This window comes from Sulfuricurvum sp., assembly GCF_023229695.1.
GTDB lineage: Bacteria > Campylobacterota > Campylobacteria > Campylobacterales > Sulfurimonadaceae > Sulfuricurvum.
Genome location: NZ_JALNYS010000022.1, coordinates 1 through 23,801, shown reverse-complemented (window position 1 = coordinate 23,801; position 23,801 = coordinate 1). Strand labels below are relative to the sequence as shown.

At 44.4% G+C, this 23,801-nt stretch carries 17 protein-coding genes and 1 tRNA gene; 9 read left to right on the top strand and 9 right to left on the bottom strand.

What is annotated here, in order from left to right; translation table 11 throughout:
• The first annotated feature begins 44 nt into the window (after positions 1-44).
• Positions 45-407, top strand: a complete 363-nt coding sequence (locus M0P91_RS13755; protein ID WP_295068641.1) for a cytochrome c — start codon at positions 45-47, stop codon at positions 405-407.
• Positions 376-1,308: an aldolase/citrate lyase family protein gene (locus M0P91_RS13750; RefSeq protein WP_295068638.1), complete on the top strand. Its 933-nt coding sequence runs from the start codon at positions 376-378 to the stop codon at positions 1,306-1,308. Before M0P91_RS13755 ends, M0P91_RS13750 begins: the two co-directional genes overlap by 32 nt.
• On the opposite strand, the gene M0P91_RS13745 is transcribed toward M0P91_RS13750, so the two are convergent.
• From M0P91_RS13745 to M0P91_RS13720, 6 genes are all read right to left on the bottom strand, one after another.
• Positions 1,295-2,146, bottom strand: a complete 852-nt coding sequence (locus M0P91_RS13745; protein WP_295068635.1) for a hypothetical protein — start codon at positions 2,144-2,146, stop codon at positions 1,295-1,297. The genes M0P91_RS13750 and M0P91_RS13745 overlap by 14 nt on opposite strands.
• 435 nt (positions 2,147-2,581) lie before the next feature.
• Positions 2,582-3,850 carry an NAD(P)/FAD-dependent oxidoreductase gene (locus M0P91_RS13740; protein ID WP_295068633.1) on the bottom strand — a complete coding sequence of 423 codons (1,269 nt, stop codon included), beginning with the start codon at positions 3,848-3,850 and terminating at the stop codon, positions 2,582-2,584.
• 102 nt (positions 3,851-3,952) lie between these two features.
• A complete protein-coding gene (locus M0P91_RS13735) occupies positions 3,953-7,264 on the bottom strand; it encodes an EAL domain-containing protein (protein WP_295068630.1) in 3,312 nt (1,103 codons plus the stop codon).
• Between the two features lie 247 nt (positions 7,265-7,511).
• On the bottom strand, positions 7,512-8,525 hold the full coding sequence (locus M0P91_RS13730; protein WP_295068627.1) for a hypothetical protein: 1,014 nt from the start codon (positions 8,523-8,525) through the stop codon (positions 7,512-7,514).
• Positions 8,526-8,951: 426 nt separating this feature from the next.
• Positions 8,952-9,431, bottom strand: coding sequence for a hypothetical protein (locus M0P91_RS13725; RefSeq protein WP_295068625.1), 480 nt, complete (start codon positions 9,429-9,431; stop codon positions 8,952-8,954).
• Between the two features lie 174 nt (positions 9,432-9,605).
• Positions 9,606-10,376 carry a cytochrome c3 family protein gene (locus M0P91_RS13720; protein ID WP_295068622.1) on the bottom strand — a complete coding sequence of 257 codons (771 nt, stop codon included), beginning with the start codon at positions 10,374-10,376 and terminating at the stop codon, positions 9,606-9,608.
• Positions 10,377-10,638: 262 nt separating this feature from the next.
• On the opposite strand from M0P91_RS13720, the gene M0P91_RS13715 reads away from it, so the two are divergent.
• The gene (locus tag M0P91_RS13715) at positions 10,639-11,940 is read left to right on the top strand and encodes an alkaline phosphatase family protein (RefSeq protein ID WP_295068620.1); all 1,302 of its coding nucleotides are present in this window, start codon (positions 10,639-10,641) and stop codon (positions 11,938-11,940) included.
• Positions 11,941-11,960: 20 nt separating this feature from the next.
• Here the strand turns inward: M0P91_RS13715 and M0P91_RS13710 are convergent, their stop codons facing one another.
• Together M0P91_RS13710 and M0P91_RS13705 are read right to left on the bottom strand one after the other, a co-directional pair.
• On the bottom strand, positions 11,961-12,401 hold the full coding sequence (locus M0P91_RS13710) for a hypothetical protein (RefSeq protein ID WP_295068617.1): 441 nt from the start codon (positions 12,399-12,401) through the stop codon (positions 11,961-11,963).
• A gap of 139 nt (positions 12,402-12,540) precedes the next feature.
• The gene (locus M0P91_RS13705; protein WP_295068614.1) at positions 12,541-13,134 is read right to left on the bottom strand and encodes a cytochrome c3 family protein; all 594 of its coding nucleotides are present in this window, start codon (positions 13,132-13,134) and stop codon (positions 12,541-12,543) included.
• A 403-nt stretch (positions 13,135-13,537) separates the two neighbouring features.
• Here M0P91_RS13705 and M0P91_RS13700 point away from each other — a divergent pair, with 403 nt between their 5' ends.
• Positions 13,538-17,032, top strand: coding sequence for a DEAD/DEAH box helicase (locus tag M0P91_RS13700; RefSeq protein ID WP_295068611.1), 3,495 nt, complete (start codon positions 13,538-13,540; stop codon positions 17,030-17,032).
• Positions 17,033-17,259: 227 nt separating this feature from the next.
• Here M0P91_RS13700 and M0P91_RS13695 read toward each other — a convergent pair whose 3' ends face one another.
• Entirely contained in the window at positions 17,260-18,141 is an 882-nt protein-coding gene (locus M0P91_RS13695; protein ID WP_295068608.1) for a diguanylate cyclase, read from the bottom strand.
• A 217-nt stretch (positions 18,142-18,358) separates the two neighbouring features.
• On the opposite strand from M0P91_RS13695, the gene M0P91_RS13690 reads away from it, so the two are divergent.
• From M0P91_RS13690 to M0P91_RS13670, 5 genes are all read left to right on the top strand, one after another.
• Entirely contained in the window at positions 18,359-18,943 is a 585-nt protein-coding gene (locus M0P91_RS13690; protein ID WP_295068605.1) for a cytochrome c family protein, read from the top strand.
• Positions 18,944-18,955: 12 nt separating this feature from the next.
• Positions 18,956-20,497, top strand: coding sequence for a GGDEF domain-containing protein (locus tag M0P91_RS13685; RefSeq protein WP_295068602.1), 1,542 nt, complete (start codon positions 18,956-18,958; stop codon positions 20,495-20,497).
• Between the two features lie 317 nt (positions 20,498-20,814).
• A tRNA-Gly gene (locus M0P91_RS13680) sits at positions 20,815-20,891 on the top strand.
• A 359-nt stretch (positions 20,892-21,250) separates the two neighbouring features.
• On the top strand, positions 21,251-21,532 hold the full coding sequence (locus M0P91_RS13675) for a hypothetical protein (protein WP_295068599.1): 282 nt from the start codon (positions 21,251-21,253) through the stop codon (positions 21,530-21,532).
• Positions 21,533-21,588: 56 nt separating this feature from the next.
• The coding region (locus tag M0P91_RS13670; protein ID WP_295068596.1) for a sugar phosphate nucleotidyltransferase at positions 21,589-23,801 on the top strand (2,213 nt) is incomplete at its 3' end.

The window sequence follows — 23,801 nt, the reverse complement described above, 5'->3', positions numbered from 1 at the left end:
GGTATGATAGCGATAAAAGTATAATAAACGGTTAAAGGGAGAATGTGAGAGGGGTTTTTGCGTTATTTTTGACAATCAGCCTGTATGGCTCAGGATCGTTTATTACCAAAGAAGAATACGCAAAAGGGTTGTACCATAATCCAAGAGGGATAGGATGCCATTTGTGTCACGGTGAAGCGGGAGAGGGGAAACTTATCGCACGTTACAAACATAAAGGGGAATCCAAGGTATTTGCCGGAAAGGCCATTAATAAAACCTCTTTTAAAGATTTTTACGACAAGGTCAACAGCCGAATTGTCGGGATGCCCCGGTATTATCTGACCGATACCGAAATTCAAAATCTCTATTATTATCTTCATCGCGAGGAGTTCAAACGTGCCTCTGAAAAATCCGGAAAATCTCACTAATCTCATAGAGTCGGGGGATCTTGAAGCGCTCCGTTCCCTTGCCGTTCCCCGAATGCGCCGACAAAACCGTTCCCTCTCGTTTCGTTCTGCCCTGATGCTCTCCACCCATAACGTGAAACATCTGACCAAAATTCCGACGCTGCGGGGAGAAGCGCTAATCCTCAATCTGGAAGACGGGGTGAGCCCGGAACAAAAGCCCTATGCCTTGGTATTGTGTGCGATTGCACTGGCTTTTAACGTTGAACTCGATAAAAAGCTGATCGTTCGTGTCAATCCATTGGAGGAGGGGGGGGCAGAGGAGATTGCCTATCTCAACCCTTTTATGCCTGATGGGATACGTGTTCCGAAAATCCGGACGCCGGAGGATGTCCGGCGGGCATTGGATCTGATCGATGAGGGGATCGAGGTCCATCTGTCGATCGAGACCAAAGAGGCGTGGCTCCATCTGGGGCACTTGGCCCTCGATCCGCGTATCAAAGCCTATTATCTGGGGGTACTGGATCTGTTTGCCGATTTGGGGCTTTCGCAGAGTCTCCTCACTCCCGACAACCCTACGGTCCATTATATGTTGTCCCATTTTCTCCTTACCGCGCGTGCCAGTGGGGTAAAACCGGTTTCATTCGTTTATCAGGATTATAAAAATAGTGAGGCTCTGCGTCATTGGCTGGAACTGGAAAAACAGATCGGGCTGGATGCCAAAGGGTGTATCTCTCCGGGACAGGTCGATGCGATTCATGATCTATTCGGATACGGCGAGAGCGAGTTGGTTCGGTGCCGTGAAATCGTCACATTGTTTGAAGAACAGGCCCGCAACGGCATTACCGGATTTGCGGACGAGAAATACGGTTTTATCGATGAGCCGATCTACAAAGGGGCTTTAGCCGTTCTTAATAACCGGTAAGGTCATATAAAACCCGGTAGCGGATGAGTGTTTTTTGCTCTGGGCGGGGATATCTGGCATAGGCCAGTTCGATCGTCTCTTTGGTCGTATCGTCCAGCAGTGAAAGTTGGCTGTTTTTGAGAAAATGCAGATCGGAGATACTCCCGTCGGGATGGAGATAAAACTCGATCATATTGGTGTCTTTGATACGGACCGAGTCGGGGATTTTAGAGTGGCCGTAGCGATCGAGGACCCCTTGCGTAATGCGGCGCATCGTCTCCTGATTATCGATGATGTACTTTTGTTCTCCGGCAGAGAGGTCGTTGAATTTATCGCCATAGAGGCGCTGGATACTGTCGCCTACCCGGGTTGATGAGGGTTTGCTCATAACGTTCTGTGCGCTCGGGTCGGCTTTGGAGAGGATGTCGTAGAGGCCGGGCTCTTTCTTGAGCGGAGTTTTTTCGATGGTTGCTACCGTTTTGGCGACGTGGGGAAGGAACGCTTTTTTGGGTTCGGCAACGGCTTCCGATTTTTCCGGTATCGGTTCAGGGAGCGGCTGCGGACGAAGCGGAATCGGTTCGGATTGCGCTGCTGCGGCAGAAGGTTTAATTAGTTGTTCACCCCGTGGAATAGGACGCTCTTTGAGTACTTCGGGAAGTTTGTTTTTCTCCACCGCCTCTTTGTGTGCCTGAGGATTCTCTTTTAGTGAGAGTCTGAAACGCTCCTCTTTTGGCGGTTCAGGTTTTTCAGGAGATTGAGGAACAAACAGATTGAGGATAATCAACAATAAAAGGGCAATGAAGTGAACGGAAAAGGCGATGATAAAAGCATATAAGGAAAAAGATTTGGTTCGCTTCATGGTCTCGTAAATTTAGAATCAAGATGATAAATATTTGGCAATTGTAGCGGGATTTTACTGGATTGTGTTGAGAAAATGAACATAAAAAGTGAGAAAAATTGGAAACTTCCCGTATGTGCGGTACGGGAAGTGCGGAGATTGGAGTGAATCGTTATGTAAACTTCGGTCCATTTGAGATCATTATCACTCTATTTTGACGTATCAATTATGAAAGTGTTTGTGCGTCAGAAAACCTGATACTCAACTTTTTCGTTTTCTTTGGCATGACGGACAAACCGTTATTTATACTGCACCACTGTATTTACAGCTGCATTAAGATCCGACGCCATCCCTGTAAATAGCGGTAGCGCAACTACATTTTTTGGATTTACCATCATGCCTCCTAACGATGAAATTATCATAGTGTAGTACCGCATAAATTAGTTATCGCTTAAATCAAAAATTTTCAAACTCTTTTTTTTTCAAAAGGCCCGCCAGATACCCGCTGGCAAACGCCCATTGTAAATTGTATCCGCCGCAAGGGCCGTCGAGGTTCATCACCTCTCCGCAAAAATAGAGGCCGCTGATCACTTTACTCTCCATCGTTTCGGGACGAATCTCTTTGAGAGAGACCCCACCACGGGTAATCATCGCCATTTTGAAGCCGTCGTGCCCGATGACGGTGAATGGGGTCCAGGCAAGAAGTTTGATGAGTTTGTCACGCTGCGCACCGGGAAGTTTATTAAAAGGGGTATTGGTGTCGGCATCGGCGAGCTTGCAGAGTTCACGGCAGAGCGATTCGGGGAGAAGGGTGAGGAGATGGGTGAGTGTCGATTGTTCGGGATTTTTATAGATTTCATCTTTGATATGGGTTCGGATCTGTTCTTCGTTAAGCCCTTTGGTCAAATTGATCAACAACGGCACTTCCCCGTATTTTTCCAGAAGCGGATTGATTTCACGGGCCGCATCGAGAACCACAGGACCGCGTATGCCGTTGGACGTGAAAATCAAATCCCCTGTTGCCCGAATATTTTTCCCTTTGGGCAGATCAACGCGAAGTTGAGTTTTGGCAATGGTGTCGGCACGGCAATGGGCAACCCAGTGCTCTTTGGTTCGTAGCGGCATCATGGCGGGATAGAGTTCGGTCACTTTGTGCCCGACGGCGGAGGCGATGGTAAATCCGTCACCCTCCGCCCCTAATTGAGGATATCCCAACCCTCCTGTGGCGATAATGACAGTTAAGCCGCTATAGAAGTGTTCTCGGGTACTCACTCCGGTGACCCGTACCCCTTCATGCTCCAGCTTCTCTACCCGTGCGGAACAGATCAACGTGATATTAAGCCGGGCCATCTCCGCTTCAAGAGCGCTGATGATACTTACGGAGCTGTGGGAAACCGGAAATACCCGGTACCCGTCTGGGGCATGGCTTTCGACTCCGATTCCGGCAAAAAAAGCGATAAGCGCTTTATGATCCAAGGCTTCAAGCGCGGGTGTCATAAAACGTCCCTCTCGCCCGAAACGGGCCATGAAATCTTCATTGGAGAGGGTATTGGTCAGATTGCACCGCCCTCCGCCGGTTGCTTTGAGCTTTGCCCCGATTTTGGAGAGTTTTTCCAGTATGAGTACTTTTTTACCGTGGCGTGCGGCGGTGATAGCCGCCATCATCCCTGCCGCACCGGCACCGACAACAATTAAATCGTAAGAAACTTTTGAGGAGTTTTGCATAGGCAATTATAGCGGCGCAACCGGGAAAAATCAAAATAGGGGGAGTCGGAAGCGGGAGGCGCCTCCCCTTGCGGAAAAGGGATGGATTTTTGAGAGAACGTTTCAAGAGCAGGGTACAAAAGAGGATGAATTTTTGTAAAAGATTTCAAAAGCGTCAGCGGGAAGCGGTTTGCTGTAGTAATACCCTTGTATCTCATCACATTTATAGTGATGAAGGAGTGCTAATTGTTCGGCAGTCTCTACCCCCTCCGCAATCGTTTTTAATCCCAGACTTTTCGACATATCGATGATGGCTTTGACAATGGCTTGATCTTCCGGATTATCGGTAAGGGTGCGGATGAATGACTGGTCAATTTTAAGTTTATAGACTTTGAATTGTTTCAAATAGCTCAAAGAAGAGTATCCGGTACCAAAATCATCGATTGACATTCGAATGCCGAGTTCATGAAGAGTGTTCATCACATTAATGGCGGACTGGGGATCGTGCATGGTAATCGCTTCGGTGAGTTCCAATTCCAGGTATTCGTAAGGAAGCTGGGTTTCGTCAAGAATCGTGGTGATCCGTTCGATCAGATTTTTTTGTTGAAATTGTACGGCAGAGAGGTTGACGGCAATCAGCATGGGGCCGAATCCGATCGTTTGCCAGATTTTCGTTTGACGAATTGCCGTGCGTAAAACCCATTCTCCGATCGGGATGATTTGACCGCTGTCTTCGGCAATCGGAATAAATTCGGCAGGGGATATCATCCCCAATTCCGGATGGTTCCAGCGAAGCAGTGCTTCAACACCGATGATGCTTCCGTCGATCGTAGAGATTTGCGGCTGGTAGTGGAGGATCAACTCATTGCGTTCCAAGGCATGGCGAAGGGCATTGACCAAGAGAAGATTACGGGCGGAGTGGAGTTGCATCTCCTGTGTAAAAAAATGAAAAGCATTTCGGCTTGCATTTTTGGCTTGGTACATTGCGGTATCGGCATTTTTTAACAGCGTTTCGAAGTTGTTGCCGTCATGGGGATAGAGGGCAATACCGATTGAGGGGGTGATGGTGAGTTCATGCTGCTCAATGGTGGAGGGGATCGAAACCGCTTCGATTAATTTGGTTGCAATGTGAACGGCACCGTTCGCATCGGTATCGGGGAAGAGTAAAATGAATTCATCTCCCCCCAGACGCGATACCGTATCTTCCCCTCGGATGGCTGATTTGAGCCGTTGTGCAATTTCGATCAGCAGTCGGTCTCCGATCGTATGGCCCAATGTATCGTTGATGTTTTTAAAATGGTCGAGATCCAGAAACATCACTGCAATGGTTTCATCATTGCGCTGGGCATGATTGAGCAGATAGGTTATCCGATCATTCAAAACAATACGATTGGGCAGCCCGGTGAGTTGATCGTAATGGGCCAGATATTCAATATGCTCTTCAGCGTGTTTTTTATCGGTAATGTTCTCTTTGATTGCCAGATAATGGGTGATCTTTCCATTGGGCTGTTTGACCGGTGAAATGGTAGCCGCTTCGATGTAAGTTGTTTTGTCTTTTCGTTGGTTGATCAGTTCGCCGTGCCAAATTTTGCCTTGAGTCAGGTGCTCCCACATATCGTTATAGGTTGATGGGGATGTTTGATTCGATTTCAAAATACGGGGATTCTTGCCGAAGGCTTCTTCTTTCGTGTACCCGGTTAAGGTTGTAAACATGGTGTTGACATATTCGATATTCCCGTCCAAATCGGTAATAACGATCGAATTGGGACTCTGTTCCACCGCTATTGAGAGTTTGAGTAAAGAGTCTTGGATGTGCCGGCGTTCGGTAATATCCTGAATGGTCCCTATCATTTGAACGGGGGTGTTGTGATCATCGAAAAGGAGTTTTCCAAGCCCGTGCACCCAACGTACACACTGATCGTTATGCCGGATGATTCGGTATTCCTGACTGAAAGGGGCCCCTTTATCGATCACTTCGTCCCTTAAATAGTGACTCATGCGTAAACGGTCATCCGGATGGACAATCGCTTCCCATCCGGCCACGGAACGTTCGTAATCGTGATCTATCCCCAGCAGCTGATCGAGTATCTCCGAACTTTTCCATCTCCCGGTGAGAATATCGAGGGTATAACTCCCTAAACCGGCAATTATTTGGGACTCTTTAAGGGAATGTTCGCTGTTGAGCAGTGCTTTTTCCGCCGATTTTTTATCGGTGATATCTTCAGAAATCCCTAATAGATAGTGCACTTCACCCTGAGTGTCTTTGAGAGCGATTTTTTTGGTATGGAGGATACGGGTCCCCCTCGGAGTTTCAATCGTCTCTTCAAGGATGTCCAAGAGCGTATCAGATTTTAAGGTTTTACGGTCTTCCCGGATAAAAAAATCGGCCTGTTCTTTCGGAAATAAATCATAATCGTTGCGATTCAAGAGATTATTGCGATTAAGACCTAAAAGCGTTTCTCCCGCTTTATTGAAGAGTTTGAAACGGAGCTCTTTTGCATCTTTGAGAAAGATCATATTGGGGATGTTTTCAATAATGGAATCAAGCAGGAGTGTTTTGTTTTGAAGCTCTCTTTCTGAATCGTAGAGGTTTTTATACGGCTTTTCGATCGTGGCGGCAAAAATGGCACGGTAGATAAAGAGATAGGCGATTGTTTTGTAAATATGACCGAGAATATTATAAAGATCAGTCTCATGCGTGTAGAGTGTGAAAAAAAATTCGCTTAACGACATCATACAAAATGCACCGAGCAGTGCCGATGCATAGTAAGGTTGCGGCGTGCGCATACGTCGGAGTAAAACCAATGCCGAGATTAGATTGAGAAAAATAATGAGATATTCAATGCCGATTTTTAATGGGGTAAGCCCTTGATCCGGGAGAAAGAAAAGTGGGGAAAATAGATCATATTTATATAAGATCAACCAATGAACGATACCAAGGAGGAAAAATATCACACCCAGAAACAGGTAATTGTAGAGTTTAGAACTGAGTTGTCGTACCGGCAAATAGAAAAATAATACAAGTCCGAGGGAAGAGAGGAGCCTCGCAGCCAACCAAAAATCAATCCCTTTTTCAACACTGCTCGGAGTAATAAAATCGGGCATTCCGGCATACGAAAGGATATGGGAAAAATCGAATACGGCTACCCCGAAAAAAAGGGTGGAGAGGATGGCAATATTGGCGGGTAATGTATGGCCGTACGAATTCCACCCCACGGCAAAGATTAACATAGCAATGATGAGCGATGAGGTTTCCAGTACAGTGTGCAACGGTAGATAATTTTGATTTTCGATGATTGGAGGAATAAAGGGGCTTATGATGACAATGAGAGTCATAAAGAGTATGAATGTCATGACATTGTAAATGGCAGGATAATGGCTAGAGTGAAGGGATAAAAAGTGTTTAGAGGTTAATTGCACTCCGTTGCTGTCCATTGACGATTCCTTTGGGCTCAAATAGGGTATTGATCGTTGATGAGTCTCATAGTAGTTAATAACTGACCTTACGCACCTTGTCTAAACAAGTGCGAAAAGGTTAGTAATCTCCCGTATCCGAAAGATACGGGAAGCTTTAGGGGGTTGTAGGGACTTTAGTCCCTGCCACTTTACGGGCTTTGCCCGAAAAGTGCGTAACATCACTTAATAACTACGAGTCAAAGTATACCCGATACGTGATTTTCTCTCAACGGTTATTACCGAAATAGAGTTCCATACTAATACGAAAAATGTAATTGGGCATGTAATCGTATTGTTCATGAAACGAGATCATCGGTTGAAGCTGATAAAAGAGGTAATCACGAAATATTTTCTGGCGCCATAGTGTTCCGACAGTGTATTCATATACCCCCGCTTGCGGGGTAGTGCCATTGGCATAGAGTGTACCGGTAAGATCTTTCGTCCGACCGCTCAGTGCTAGATAATGATTGAATCCGATACCGTAATTTAAAGTATTCATGTAAGAGAGCTGCGATAGATAATTCATCCCGATGACACCGCTTCGGGTGGAACGTTGAAGGAGTAGCCGCAGTATCTCTTGGTCGGATATTTTTCGGTCGATATAAAGATTCGTCCACTCTTCAAATCGATTATCGAGGGAAAGTTTAAAATTTTGTGTCGGCTTGAAGAGTCGATTCCCGATAAACAGAGGATATTCGATGCGGGCTTTGGCATAGGGGTTGTCGATACGGGAAACACCGATGGAAGCACTGCTGAATAAGCGGTCATACAAAGAGGGGATAAAATATTTAAGCCCGACCCCTTCATTATTCGCACCATTTTGCGTAGTGGAAAGTTTTGTATTCTCTTGTGTGTCTTCACCGATATAGAGTTGAAGTTTCTCCTGAGTTTTGGGAAGTTTAATCCGGGCCAGAACATTGTAAAAAAGGGAAGAGCTCCCCCGTCTGTCATATTCGAATCCGCTGCGCAGCTTAATGTAGCTTCGATTGGTCGTATCCAGATGGGTCTCATCTTTGAAAAATTCGTCTAATTTTAGGGATGCACTATAGGTTTCTTCATTTCGGATTTTTTTGATATCGCTGTTTGAAGAGGGCGGTTGAATAGTATTGGAGGGATAGGGCACTCTCTTATTCCGGTCTACAACGGAGAGATTTTCTTCGGATGTACCGGAGAGTTTGTGATCAAGATTGGAAGAAAAAAGGAGTACTTTATGAGACCAGTAGTTTTGAAAACTATCCATATCGGTAAGGAAAGTATCATTATTATCCTCCCGAGTTGCATTATGTTCAACCGCGTATTGTTCCAGCGAGTCCGGCTCACTGCCAAACAAGGGGAGAGACGAATTAAGGGTGATGAGAAAAAAAATTGTGAATAAACCTTTGTACAAATGCTCTGCCTCTTTTGATTATCTAGCTGATGTTACGCACTTTCTGGGCAAAGCCCAGAAAGTGGCAGGGACAGAAACCCCCTAAAGCTACCCGTATTTTTGGATACAGGAAATTAACTGCCTTTGAAGCACTGGTTAAAACAAAGTGCGTAAGGTCAGTTATCTAATCTTTAGTATAGCAAAAGATTGAGATGATGGCGATAGGTAAGGAATATTGGTGCGAAAATAGGGAGAAATGAGGGGCAGAAGAGTTTTTTCTAAAAAAGTGAAACAAAAAGTTTATTGTTTTTCACGTGATTTTTCAAATTTTTGTTTGATTGCCGCCATGATAATTTTCATCGTGTTAATATGTTCTTGAACGGATGACATGTGTGTCTGAATGAGAGGCTTCATCGTTTCTGCATCATATCGCCCTTTCTGTGCCAGAGTAAGGGACTCATTTTCACATGTTTTTTCTAATAATTTCCATCTTTGTAAATTTTCTTGATTAAGCAATCGTGCTTTAAAGAGATCGGAATGATTTTTAGTGAGATCGGCAAGGTATTGTTCCAACTCATTTAGCCTATTTTTATACGCTTCTGTCGTGAAATTCGCCGTATCATTATCCGTTGGATAGGGAACAGGCTGCGTTGCCGAGTTGTATAAAAAATGGATTTTTTTGACCTCTAAATCCCCTTCTGCAAAAGAGACGTTATTGCACTCTAACGCGTAAAGTTCAAAAGAGATCACAAATGAAATTAGCAGTAAAAAATTTCGCATACAATCTCTCTTCCTTTTCCGTTAGAGTAGGATTTACTCAGCTTACGCACCTTCTCTTAATAGGTATGAAAAGGGGAGTTAATCTCGCGCATTTGATAGATACGGGTAGGATTTCAGGAAGCATCCCTTCGGGAGTGCTTCGCTGATTTACCAATGGAGTGATCATTTACCCTTTTATTTCGCGTGACATGCAAGACAGATAGCACTTGCTTTATTATTTGCGGCGCGTAAAAAGGAGGCAGATCGGGCGTGAGGATTGTGACAGCTGACGCACTCGATTTTCCCTCCTCGAAGAAGGTTTGCAATGGTTGTTGCCCCTAGCCAATCGACAAGAACGGTATTGGTTGGTTTAAGATTGGCAGGAGGATTTGCTTCGTCCCCGCGATAGGTAAGGGAAATCGGATGGTCATTGGTCATATCCCCCCCTGAGCCGACGGCAAAGACCCCTTGGATCTGATAAGGGGTGTAATTTCCGGAGAGATTGACCAGCTGTCCAGCCGGAACATACCCTCCTGAACCAGGAAGATTAACAATCGAGTTGACACCGCTGATACCGTCATGGCAGCTAAGGCACAGCGCGGATGCCGGTCCGACTGTTCCTAATGTCGTTGTGCCGGCCATGGTTATCCCTGCCGTATTTGGTGTGGAAGCACCATACATTTTAAAGCTTGTTTGTGACGGAGCCCCTTTATTCCATAAAACACCGGCGGTATAAACACCTGTATTAGCGGCATGCGGTGTGTGACAGAAAGAGCATTTTTCATTATTCATTGTACCGTCAAAATTTTTTCCGGATAGATCATGGGCCGTCCCTGTGATCCCTTCGGGCGGCGGTGCAGCTTCAACAGAGAAGATCCCTCCACTTATCATCATGACAGCAGCTGTTGCACGCAACAAAATGCCGATTTTGGTTTGCAATGGATAGGTGGTATCGATTTTTCCCATAACTCATCTCCTTCTATGGCTTATGCGCCATGGTGTAAGTATTAATCTATGGCAACAATTTACTTAAATAATGCTTAATGTTTACTTGTGTTAAAAGTTGTTTATATTATGAGAATGATTCATAAATCTAATTTATCTTAAATTTATCACATTTATTTTTTATAATTTAATAAAGAATCTAATAACTTTTAGTACCTTTAGTAGCTCTTTGATCGGATTATCATTGGATAAAGAGGTATACTTTTGGTAAAAAAGGTTTTTAATGAAATTTATTTTAGTTATCTTCGTATGGGTAAACCTTCTGGGAGAAGATCTCCGCTCTAAAATTAATCATATTATAGTCATTTATCTTGAGAATCGAAGTTTTGATAATTTATTTCGTGGATTTGAGGGGGCGGATACGTCGGATAACCCTTCTTATCCGTACCTTTCCCAAAGTGATTTGAACGGTACTTACTCTAAGCGTATTTTGATGGGAGAATCGGCGGTTAGGGCAGGTTTGCCGTATGAAGTAGAGAACACCCCTTTTTTATTGGACACTTATATTGCACAAACGGGGATGATCCCCGATATGATCCACCGTTTTTACCAAAATCAGCAACAGATTCATGGCGGAAGAAATGATCGTTTTGCTGCGGTAAGTGATGGTAAGGCGCTCACCCTGGGGTATCATGATATCCGTAACAGTGCTTTATGGAAGTATGCCCGTGAGTACACCCTCTGCGACCGTTTTTTTGCTGCGGCATTCGGGGGTTCGTTTTTAAATCATCAATGGCTTATTGCCGCCCGAACTCCGTATATCGGTCAAAATTCCAATATTCCTCAGTATGAAATAGATACGAACGGAACAATTCTCCGTGATGGGATAGTAACACCTGATGGGTATGCGGTCAATACGATTCAGCCGTTTTACCCCCCCTATAAAGCCAAATATACCGATCCCTCTCTTCGTTTGAATCCGTTGACGTATGATACGATCGGGGATCGGCTAAGTGAAAAAAAGGTTGCGTGGGGATGGTACAGCGGCGGATTTGCTCAGGCGGTCACGGAAAAGGGAGATGCGGTAAATTATCAGTATCACCATAACCCTTTTTTGTATTTTACACGATATGCCCCAGGGAGTGAGGGGAGAAAACATCTTAAAGATGAAAAAGAGTTTTTCAATGAACTGCGCAATGGAACACTTCCGAATGTGATCTTTTTTAAACCCTCTGCCATCGATAACCAACATCCCGGATATGGAAGTGTCAAAGCAGCCGATGATAAAGTTAAGGAGATTGTTGAAGCGGTCCGTTCACAACCGGAAGTATGGAGTCAATCGATGATTATTGTTACCTATGATGAAAACGGAGGGTTATGGGACCATGTCGCACCCCCTGTGGTTGATCGATGGGGACCGGGGAGTCGAATTCCGGCGATTATTATTTCACCCTTTGCGAAAAAAGGATTTATCGATCACACCGAGTATGATACGACATCCATTTTAAAATTGATCGAGTGGCGTTACGATCTCAAGCCGATCGGCGAACGTAAGGTTAATAATCTTTGCAAGGCATTGGAATAATTGGAGACGATCGGAAGACGCTATATTCTCAAATCCAGTAAATTTCCCAATCTCTCTTTATCAAATTGGAGGGATAGGGGGTTCTGCGAGAGATGATTTTGAAGTGCGGAGAGTGAAGAGCGTTCTTTTTCCCCCGGGGGAGGATTCAACTGGGTTAAATCCTGCATGAGAGAGATTCCGGTAAGAGGTTTCCCCTCACTGTTTTGGTACATACCTACGGAGCGTAAAAAACCGACTGCGATAATCCCTTTTGCCGCTTCATAATTTTCCGTGTAAATGAGGCTATTGTAGAGTTTACGTTCGGTAGGGGTTAGATCCTGGGCGATGGCGATGTAATCACTTTTGATTTGGCTAATCTGGATCGATGCATACGGTGTTTGCTGCTCTTCGGAAGTATAAGAAAAGGATGAAGAAGAATAAGAATCCGAATATGGGGAAGAACCGTTCGTTTGAACCAGCACGACCGCTCCTTATAATTGAATTATAAGGGCGTTAGCAAAAAGCAGTCCACTTTCAAATTTATCCGAACCGGTATTGTAGGGACTTTAGTCCCTGCCACTTTACGGGCTATGAGCGAAAAGTGTGTAACGCAGAATACTATTATTTTTTATGGCACCCGAAACAGAGTTGCGATTGTTGCATCGGTGCACGTAAAAAACCTGTCTGTTTGGTATGGTGTGGGAGATGACAGCTGATGCAGACAATTTCTCCATGACGTAACAAATCCTTCACGGTGGTTGCACTTTTCCAAATTTTCGGTAAAGGCTCATCTAACGGGCGTAAATCTTTTTTTTCAAACGGGTATCGGTTAAAAATGGGGTGACTTTCAATGCTGGCATAGGATGCCCCTTTTTTTGAGGGGGCCGGGATGCATCCCGGAAGTTTAACCGGTGCATTCTGTGCACAAATACCATCGTGACAATGTAAGCATGCCACTGAAAAAGAGTCATTGGTTGAGGAATCGGAAGTCGCAGTAGCATGGGTTGGCATCGTTAATGGATCGGCTAATGCCGTTTTGGCGGTCGATTTCTCAACTTGAAATGTAGAAAGATGACATATCCGGCACTCAGGATCATTACTATTTGCCGTGTTTAGAGGAAGCTCTTTATGAAAAATCGTATCGAACTCTATTTTCTTATTTTGTGCACCTAAAATGAGTGGTAGAAAGATAAATACCGATACAAAGTATTTCATTGCTGACACTCCTTTGAATTGATTCGTTTAATCATAGGGTATCAATCTATAAGGAAATCTTAAAAATATATTTTTATCACAAAATCGGGTCTCTTTTGCTTGATACTTTGAATTTTCTAGTGATGATTGCTGTGAGAGATGTTTCGTTTGATTTAATCGTACCTAGTTTGATTAACCGATCTTACGCACCTTACTTTAGCAAGTGTGTAAATGGTTAATCTCACGCATCTGACAGATACGGGTAGCTTCAGGGGGTTGGAGGGACTTTAGTCCCTGCCACTTTACGGGCTTTGCCCGAAAAGTGTGTAACATCTAAAAAGAGTTCAGGTGTTTTCGCTAAAATCCCGTTTACAATCGATCCATACCGAGTTGAAAATCTACATTTCAGGCAAAAAAATAATTTATGGCAAAAATAAAACGATACGGACTTACCCCTTGGGGTGAACGGTTCTACAATGATTTAGAATCACTGTATGAACTTGATGCGCGCCTTATCCGCGGTAAAACAGACTTTAATAAAGGGGCAGTGGCCTCTTTGGCCGTTAACGGAGGTGAAGTATCCGCAAAAGTGATCGGATCAAATCGTATGATGCATGACGTATTTTTCTCCTTTAAACCGTTTACGGCTGAGGTGCGGCACTTGCTGTTGGAGAAGATCTCTTCAGACCCTTTTGTGCAATCAGCTCTCCTTAACGGTAATCTGCCTGAGATGTTGATGACGTGGTGTGAAGGGAAAAATATTCACCTCTTTTTAAATGGCTCTCTCATCCATGAGTCCCTTTCTCAAAAGGGTACTATGGATTGTGAAGGAGAGTGTGACTGTGAAGATATGGCCGTTCCGTGTAAGCATATGTTTGCGGTTTTACTGGCGTTAAGCGCTGAAATTGATCATAATCCGCTTCTTCTATTTTCTCTGCGAGGGCTTGATCTCACCGAAGTAATGGAGGTGTTTGGCGACGACGGTATCACTTATCCGATCGATCTCAAGCCGTGGTGCGATATCTCTTCGGATAAGCCACTGGAACTTCTTCATCATGAAAATGCGCTTCCTTTGATCGATTCACTCCTCTCTCCCAATCCCTCGTTTGCCTCGATCGATTATAAAGAGGTGATGAGAGAGTTTTATCGGGCCCATACAAAAACGTTGCCGCAAATCATATCCCCTATTTTCGATGAGAATATCGAGAGTATCGAACGGCTTCTGAAAGACGGGATTTGTGAGTGTACGATGGATGAGTTTTGGCAAAACGGCCAAGTGAGTATCAAGCATCCTCTCTTTAGACAGGAGGAACAAACATCGCTCCTTTTTGCCCCGTATGCTTTGAAATATACGAAAGAGGGGTGTTCGCTATCTTTGCTGACGTTTGTCACTCTGTTTCTCTCTTTTCGAAGTGAAGAGGGGAAAGGGGCATATCGCTATTATCATGCACTGGCCCGTACTGTCTATTTGCTTCTTCAAGCCAATGCCTTTATCCCTACCGTATTAAAAGATACTCAAAGAGCCCGTTTTTTTATCGGATGGATGCCGCTGTTAAGCCCGTTTTCCGTATCTGAACAAATAGAGCGTCTTGGACACAATGCAACCCCTTTCGTCCGTTTTATAAACAATGACTCTTTTTTTGACGGAAAGAGCGGAACGCTACTCTTTTTATCCAAAGCGATTAGTGATTATGTTCGTGAAATGAACTTTATGCACAAACGTCTTTTTATGAATCCCCCTGCAATTAGCGAATCTTTTTTCCGGGGAAGGGCATTTATTCAAAAAGAGGGGGGGAAGCATCATACCGATCGCGCTGTCTTTAACTATTTTTCAATATTTTCACTCCCGTTAAGCCGTTATACCTTAACTTTGACACTGGAGAGAGGGGCTGATGCGGAGAGTTTCTCTTTGTCCATGAATGTAGAAGACCGGCTCAGCCTCAAAATACAACCGTTGCACACCTCTTTGAAAGAGAAAAATAGCGGAGGGCTGTTAAAACTTCTCTCCCCGTTACGGGGGTTTCTCAATGAAATCGAATCGCTGAGTATTGAGGAACGGATTGAACTGCATGGGGAACGGTTTGAACAGTTTATTCTGGAAGGGGCATCGTTATTATCTTCATTCGGGGTTAAAATTATTTTGCCGCGTGAGTTACAGCATCTTATTAAGCCCAGATTGTCGATGCGGGTCCGTTCTAAAAAAACACCTACGACTTTTTTGTCACTGGACAAAGTGCTTGAGTACGACTGGACGGTCGCTATCGGCGATATCCATATCACACTCGAAGAGTTCCAATCTCTGGTGAGCCAAAAAAGCGAACTGGTCTATTTTCGGGGATCTTACATCAGTATATCTCCCGAAGAGCTCAAAATACTCTTTGCACAGGCAAAAAAAACACCGAAAGTGACGCGATTTGATATTTTACGGGCGCGGTTTGAAGGAAATGCCGTATTTGATGAGGAGTTGGAAATATTTTTCTCCAATCTTTTTCAGCCGCATACGCTGAGTCTTTCGGATAATCTTCACGCAACCCTCAGACCCTATCAGGTGCGTGGAGTACAATGGTGTATATCGAACCTTTTAAGCGGGTTTGGGGTTATTCTGGCAGATGATATGGGGCTGGGAAAAACGATTCAAACCATTGCAACTTTGCTCTATCTTTACGAACATTCCCATATCAAAGGGAAAACCCTGATCGTTGTCCCCACTTCGCTTTTACCCAACTGGGAAAACGAGCTTTCGCAGTTTGCCCCTACGTTAAGTGTGGCGCTCTATTACGGTGCAGGGCGTATTTTGAAAGATTCGACGATTATTGTCACCACTTACGATATTTTTAGACGTGATTCCGATCTTTTCGTATCACAAGGGATTGACGTATTGGTGATCGATGAAGCCCAACGGATCAAAAATCCGACAACCCAAGCCGCCATCGCTTTGAAATCATTCCGGGTTAAATACCGTATAGCGCTTAGCGGTACACCGGTTGAGAACTCCCTGACCGAATTGTGGAGTATTTTTGATTTTACGTTGAGCGGATATCTCGGGGAATTGAGCCAATTTGTCGCTACCTATGTCCGTCCTATAGAAATGGATCAAAATCAGGAAGCAGCCAAGAGTCTCAAACGCTTAAGTGCCCCTTTTATGCTGCGGCGTCTTAAAACCGATAAAAGCATCATTAATGATCTTCCCGATAAGATCGTGATCGATGAGTATGCCACCTTGGTTCCTGAACAAGCGGCTCTTTATCAGAGTGTTGTTGACAGCGCTATGAAAAACCTTGAAACGGAGGGGGAGCCACAGAACCGTTCGGGGCTGATCTTTAAACTGATCACGGAGCTCAAACAAATCTGTAACCATCCGCGAAATTACGATAAGCGATCCCCCGGCGATCCTTCTCTCAGCGGAAAAAGCGAACTGCTTCTAACCCTTTTGGAACCGATGATTGCCAAGGGGGAGAAAGTCCTTATCTTTACCCAATACGTCGAAATGCTGAATATATTAGCTCAGATCATTGAAGCGAAGTTTTTTGTGGAACCGTTGTTATTTGAGGGTTCGCTGAGCAATATAAAACGGGAAAAGGTGATCGATTCTTTTCAAAACGATCCTGAAAAACAGGTTTTAATTCTTTCACTCAAAGCGGGCGGGGTAGGGCTTAACCTCACCCAAGCAGCGAATGTGATCCATTACGATTTGTGGTTTAATCCTGCCGTGGAAAATCAGGCAACCGACAGAGCATTCCGTATCGGTCAAAAAAATAATGTCTTTGTTTACCGCTTCATTACCAAAAACAGCTTTGAAGAGAAGATCGATAAAATGATCAAAGCAAAAACCGTTATGGGGGAGATGAGTGTAGCGGTAGGGGAAAAAACTCTCGCTTCGATGGATAACGATGAGGTGCGGGCGTTATTTGCACGTTAGGAACTCTTTCTCTGATGTAACGCGCGGATGATTTAAGGTACGTAAGGGTCATATAACTGACATGCCCTAGCAAGTGCAACATCGGGAATTAGTCTCCCGGATCCGGAAGATACGGGAAGCTTTTCAGGAAACATCCCTTCGGGAGCGCTTCGCTTGTTTTGGGGGACAGGGGACAGATCGTCCCCTGCCACTTTACGGGCTTTGCCCGAAAAGTGCGTAACCTCACATTATAAAATGGTTACCTGCGAATCACCGGATTGTCGAAGAGCTGTTTCGGCACGTTTGATAATCTGCATGATCTCTTCGTTTTCAATCTGTACCGTTGTCCCTAAGCGCATACTGATGGTGTTGAGACTTTCGAACGGTTCTTTACGCATAACATTCAGAAGTTTCAGGCTGAATTGTTTTGCGTTTTCCGGAGAATCAACGAGATACGCCAGCATAAAAATTTTTTTCCCCCAGCGAACAAGCATGTCACTTTGGCGAATACTGCTTTTGATACTGGAGGTAAAATCGCGCAGATATTGATCGGCTTCGCTATCCGAAGTCATTAATTCGATAATGGTGATTCCGATCGATTTTTCATTAAATTCCGCTGCATTTTGAAAACTTTTTGCGGTGTGTATAAAGTAGTCCTGATTATAAGCACCGCTCTCTTTGTCAATACTGACATCGTTTTCAATCATAATTCGTTTGATAAGGTCTTGAGAAATATCGGTAAAGGAGACGATAGTATACCCCGGTACCGGCGTATTGAGAGTGACGGAAAAAGCATAGGGCTCAGCCCGTGAATTGATCATACTGACGATTCGGTCTTGCTCCGGCAATGTGAGGATGGCCGTGGTCCATTCATCCGGATTATCGGCTTTTCCTGCATGAAAATAGGCATCATGCGGGACAAAGCGGTAGACCAGTGAACCGAATTCACGGAGAAACTCTTTGACGGAACGGACATCGGTAAACTCAAGAAACGCTTTGTTAAAGAGGATAGGGACATTATCGTGCAATAAAACAATCAGATTTTTTTGAGTATTGACAACCGCTTGAAAGAGGAGACTGCATTCATTTTCTCCGTTGATAATTGAAACTGCAGTTTGCATCCCATCCATTCTAAATCTCCCTTTAAAAACATAATGTTATGATAACACAATGAAAATAAATTCATTTATGAAACTCTATTTAAATTTGCCAAAATAAATGTAAGTCGGAAAGTTCTGATGGGTGATGTAGTATGTATTCGTATTTATTATCTAAATTTCGGAATTTTATCGTCTTTATTTTGATTATTATGTTATACTATATGAATTTTTGAGGTGTGGAGCGGCTGTGTATTTACAAACATTTCTTGTCAGGATTACTCTCCTTTTTGTCTACACGGCTGCAGTGTGGTGTGGTGACGATCAACGGATTGCGGATGAACTGAAAAGCCCGCCGGTAGAAATTCCTCTAAAAAGCGTACTCGGTGAGGCAGCTTATAATGATGCAATAGGCTCAAATGAGTATCGGTACGTCGGAAATGACAAATGCCGCCTTTGCCATCGCGATTTTTTTGTCGGACGGAAGCAAGATCACCACGATCATGCGATGGATTATATAAAAGAGAGCGAATACAGTAATAACCCGAAATGTTTGGTCTGTCATGCGACGGGATACGGGGTAAAAACCGGTTTTGTTTCAATGGCCCAGACCCCCCGTCTGGCAAATGTTCAGTGTGAGGGGTGCCACGGTCCCGGTTCAAATCATCTTAAAATTGCTGCGATAGAGAAAAAGGGGGGTGGGTTCCTTTCCGGAACCGATCGCCCTGACCGGCTAAAAAAAATGTGTAAAAGCTGCCATACCGCGAGATGGGACCGTTCCTACACCGATTTTGAAAGTGCCTATAACAAGTATAAAAAAGCAGTCCCGAAGTAAGTTAGGATACCCATGATACAATTTTGGAAAAAATACAATATTCCCGTTCTTCTTGTCGTTTTAGGCTTATCGATCTCGAGCATGGCATTTTATAACTACCATGTCCAAAAAAATCTTTTGCTCGAACAGATGAAAAATGATGCGGAAGATATTGTCCGTTCTATTACCGCTGCGATGGATCGATTTCATGATATTAAATCAACGATGAGTGTCCAAAAACTGATCAGTGATGTTTCGTTAGGGCTTGAGATATTTGAATTTCGCTACATCGAACCGAACGGAACGATCCGTAATTCAATGTTCAAAGAAGAGATCGGTCAAGTTTACGAGACGGATCAATTTGACCGAATCATAGACGGAAACAGTTCGTTAGGGAAGTTTTTCTTTGAAACCCGTGATTATGTACCGGTTATGGCGATTTTTTACCCTATCAAAATCAATGGAGAGCTTATCGGTATTATCGATTTGGCGGTTGATATCTCAGACTATAAAGCAGTGGGTAACAAACAGACCCCGGATGTCTCTTTGCTCCGTCGTCAAACCGATATTACCAATCTCTTAAAGGCGATAGAGGGATCAATCAATAATAGCACTTTGATCTATTCCAAGACCGATCTGAACGATTTTCTTAGCCATTATGTTGAGACAGCTAAAAATATCATACAAATCAGTTTGGTGAATCATCAGGGCAAAATTGTCGTCAGCAGCAATAAAACAATGGTGGGAGCTAATTTGCGACATGCCGATTTCCCCCCTCCGATTCTGACCGAGGTGGACGGACAACCGATTTATCGGCTGGTGATGCCCAATGTCGCAATGATAGACGGAAGTAATGAGGAGCTTTTATTGCTAACCGATGCGGCACCTTATGTCAGAAATGAACAACGTCTCCTTGCAACGGCATTATCCACCGCCGGTATTGCTATTTTATTTGCGTTGTTTATTGCCAGAGCTATTTATTTTAGTGCCATTAACCGTTCGCGTGATGAGAAAGAGCGTCTTGAAGGGTTGGTTAAAGAGCGGACCCATGAGATTGAATTGCTGAGTAAGACCGATGCATTGACGGGATTATGGAATCGCGGCCATCTTGAAGAGATGATGGAGAGGGAGTTTAAACGGGCCCGCCGTTATCAGCACGACATGGCTATTTTTGTAATTGATTTGGACCATTTTAAGAAAATCAATGATACGTATGGCCATTTGGGGGGAGATGAAGTGTTGCGGCAGATTAGCCGGCGTGTATCGTCTTGTTTACGTACAACCGATTTTATAGGGCGTTACGGCGGGGAAGAAATTGTGGTCATTTTGTCCGAAACAACCATTGACACCGCTACAGATATTGCCCATAAAATCTGCGTGCTGATAGCCTCTGAGCCGGTCTTGTTTGGTGAGACCACCATCCCCGTCACCGGAAGTATAGGAATCAGTGCGCTTCGTCCCGAACATAATAATTATGAAGAGATTTTTTCGGAAGCGGATGATGCGCTGTATATTTCAAAAAAAGAGGGGCGAAACCGCGTTACGGTCTCTATGCATAATGTAATTATGATCTGACCTTACGCACCTTGCCCTAGCAAGTGCGTCAAGGGGAGTTAATCTCCCGCATCCGAAAGATGCGGGTAGCTTTAGGGGGGTGCAGGGGACAAATTGTCCCCTGCCACTTTACGGGCTTTGCCTGGAAAGTGCGATTAAAGATCGGTTAATCTCCCGTATCCGAAAGATGCGGGTAGCTTTAGGGGGCTGTAGGGACTCTGTCCCTGCCACATTAGGGACTTTGTTCCGAATGTGCGTAACATCAGAAAAGAATTGACGTGATTGGGTAGTTTTCTAATTTTCTTTTTAGTATTTTTCGATATACTTCTGCCTGTGATGCGGGAATAGCTCAGTTGGCTAGAGCGTCAGCCTTCCAAGCTGAATGTCGCGAGTTCGAGTCTCGTTTCCCGCTCCACTTCAATTTCTTTTTTACTCTACTTCCGTTTCGCAATTTCTCTCACCCATTTCACTGATTCAGCAATCCAGTGTAGTACCGTTGTTTTGACAACGCCCATTCAATCGTTACTTTATTCTCTAATTACGTTACCCTCTTGTATCCGACTACATCGTTTATTTCGCTCACCAATTCAAATTCGCCGTTTCTATGTTACACTACTGTAACGTGCCCGTAATCACAATCGTTTATATTATCGTTATGTTTGTTTTTTATACAAAACGCAGTATAAAGAGGGATAAAAAAACTTTATACTTGAGTAGATGAATGATCAGTTTACAGGGAGTTATAAACTCTAACATCAAGGAGGAAGTGTCGACATGGTGAAAAAAACAATTCGCGATAAAAAAGGGTGGGTTACCTTCACTTTTTTTCCTACTGAGACGATTGAGACCGTAGTGATATCGGGCGAATGGAACGATTGGATAGATGAACCGATGAAAATGAAGAAAAACGGTGAATATTTCATTACAAAAATTCTTAACGTAGGTTATATTTATCAATTTGGGTATAAAATAAATGGAAATGAATGGAAGATAGATGATGAATGTCCAACCGTGGCCACTCCTTTTTTCAGTCATAACTCTTTGCTTGAATTGTGAGTTTTATCACTCTTCATCAAGAACCATAATTTTAAAATAATATTTAAAGGAGAGCGATGAAAGCTGTAGTGATGGCTGGGGGGTTTGGTACAAGGATACAACCGCTGACCAATTCCATACCAAAACCGATGCTGCCGATTATGAACAAACCGATGATGGAACATACCATCATGGCACTCAAAGAGTTGGGTATCAAAGAGTTCATAGTCTTGCTTTACTTTAAACCCGAAGTGATCAAAGATTATTTTAAAGACGGGAGCGAGTTGGGGATAAAAATTACCTACGTAGTGCCGGATGACGATTACGGTACGGCGGGTGCGGTGAAACGGGCTCAGGAGTATATCGGAAATGAGAATTTCATTATCATCAGCGGGGATTTGGTGACCGATTTTGATTTTCAGAAAATATTCGACTACCATAAGGCGAAAAACTCCAGATTGACGATTACGTTGACATCGGTAGAGAATCCTTTGGAATTTGGGGTGGTTATCGCCAACGAAGAGGGGAGAATCGAGAAGTTTTTAGAGAAGCCGAGCTGGGGCGAGGTTTTCAGTGATACGATCAATACGGGTATCTACATCATTGAACCCGAAATTCTCGATTATATTCCGAAAAACGAGAACTTTGACTTTGCGAAAGATTTGTTCCCGCTGCTGATGCGTGAGGGGATTTCCCTGATGGCAGGGTACGCGGAAGGGTACTGGCGCGACGTGGGGAATCCGGAGAGCTACCGTGACGTATATGATGATATCTTGAGCGGAAAAATCAAACTGACGATGGGAGGAATACCCGAAAAACATCCCGAAGGGGTTTTGATCACCGAAGAGGCGACACCGCTGGATTCGAGTATCGATATTATCGGGATCGTCGTACTGGGGAAAAACGTGACGATCAAACGAGGGGTCAAACTAAGCAACGTCGTGATCGGTGATAACGTGACAATAGGACAAGGGTCGAAGATTCGTAATACGGTGATCTGGGATAACGTCGAGATCGGGAAAAATGCGAAGATGGACGGATGCGTCATCTGTAATAATAACCAGATCGGGAAAAACGTGACCGTCAAAGCGGGGATGATCCTAGCCGAGGGGTGCGAGATCGGGGAACTGGTGAATATCGAGAAAGATGTGACGATATGGCCGTACAAAATGATCGAAGAGGCATCGATCATCAGCCACAGCGTCATATTAGGGAGCCGATACAAAAATTCGATATTCGAGAACGGACGTGTAGTCGGAAAATCGAACGTTGAACTCTCCTGCGAAATGGCGACTAAACTGGCGGAGGCGTTCGGAGCGCAACTGCCGGTGGGGTCGACCGTACTGATGTCGCGTGATTATGATAAAAGTTCACGGATGCTGAAAAGGGCTTTCTTAGGAGGGCTTCTATCGGCAGGGATCGATGTGATCGATTATAACGCTATCCCCTCAGCGGTCATGAGATACAACCTCTCGACGCATGATGAATACAGTGCGGGGATACTTATCTACCAACAAATTGATGATCCTACGAGTACGGTAATTGCATTCTTTACGGACGGAGGGATAGGGATTACGAATGACGTATCCAAGAAAATCGAGAAGGCTTTTTTCAAAGAGACGTTTCGGCGGGTTGATTATTCACGGATCGGGCAGATTCATGAGTCCGATCATAAACAAGAGTATCGCCATTACAAAGAGGGGATGGAGAGACTTCTCAAATCGCATAGCTTGAAATCGTTGGATTGCCGTATTGCGGTGGATATGATGCACGGTTTGGCATCGGAGGTGTTTCCCGATATTTTAAACGATCTGGGGGTTAATCACATTATGTTCAACGCCTATCCGGACGAACAGCGGCTGGCGAACATCAATACTCTGGCGAAACGTTCGAACGAAGATATGAGTTCCGTGATCAAAGCGCTTAACCTCGATGGGGGATTCATCCTCTATCCGCACGGTCAGCGTCTGGATATCGTGTGCGATAAAGGGAACGTGCTAAGCAAGCAGACGGCGCTGTATGTGGTCCTTGCCCTTCTAAGCCGGGAGGCCAAAATGTCCGACAGCGTCAAACGGGTCTTCCTTCCGACCTGGGCGGCCGATATCGTCTATTTCGAGAATCTGGAGATAGAGAGGGGGCAGTATGCGAACTTCAAATCCGAAGAGATGCAAAAATACGATCTGATCGCGACGGGAGAGGGGAACTTTGCCTTTACCGAGTTTGCGACCCACCGCGATTCGATGTACGCTACCCTGAAGATTGTGGAAATGATGGTGAACCATAACGTGAA

Coding starts and splice junctions, on each gene's coding strand:
- M0P91_RS13745 (WP_295068635.1), bottom strand. CDS start 2,146: ATGAAGCGAACCAAATCTTTTTCCTTATATGCTTTTATCATCGCCTTT.
- M0P91_RS13740 (WP_295068633.1), bottom strand. CDS start 3,850: ATGCAAAACTCCTCAAAAGTTTCTTACGATTTAATTGTTGTCGGTGCC.
- M0P91_RS13735 (WP_295068630.1), bottom strand. CDS start 7,264: ATGGACAGCAACGGAGTGCAATTAACCTCTAAACACTTTTTATCCCTT.
- M0P91_RS13730 (WP_295068627.1), bottom strand. CDS start 8,525: ATGGATAGTTTTCAAAACTACTGGTCTCATAAAGTACTCCTTTTTTCT.
- M0P91_RS13725 (WP_295068625.1), bottom strand. CDS start 9,431: ATGCGAAATTTTTTACTGCTAATTTCATTTGTGATCTCTTTTGAACTT.
- M0P91_RS13720 (WP_295068622.1), bottom strand. CDS start 10,376: ATGGGAAAAATCGATACCACCTATCCATTGCAAACCAAAATCGGCATT.
- M0P91_RS13715 (WP_295068620.1), top strand. CDS start 10,639: ATGAAATTTATTTTAGTTATCTTCGTATGGGTAAACCTTCTGGGAGAA.
- M0P91_RS13705 (WP_295068614.1), bottom strand. CDS start 13,134: ATGAAATACTTTGTATCGGTATTTATCTTTCTACCACTCATTTTAGGT.
- M0P91_RS13700 (WP_295068611.1), top strand. CDS start 13,538: ATGGCAAAAATAAAACGATACGGACTTACCCCTTGGGGTGAACGGTTC.
- M0P91_RS13695 (WP_295068608.1), bottom strand. CDS start 18,141: ATGGATGGGATGCAAACTGCAGTTTCAATTATCAACGGAGAAAATGAA.
- M0P91_RS13685 (WP_295068602.1), top strand. CDS start 18,956: ATGATACAATTTTGGAAAAAATACAATATTCCCGTTCTTCTTGTCGTT.
- M0P91_RS13675 (WP_295068599.1), top strand. CDS start 21,251: ATGGTGAAAAAAACAATTCGCGATAAAAAAGGGTGGGTTACCTTCACT.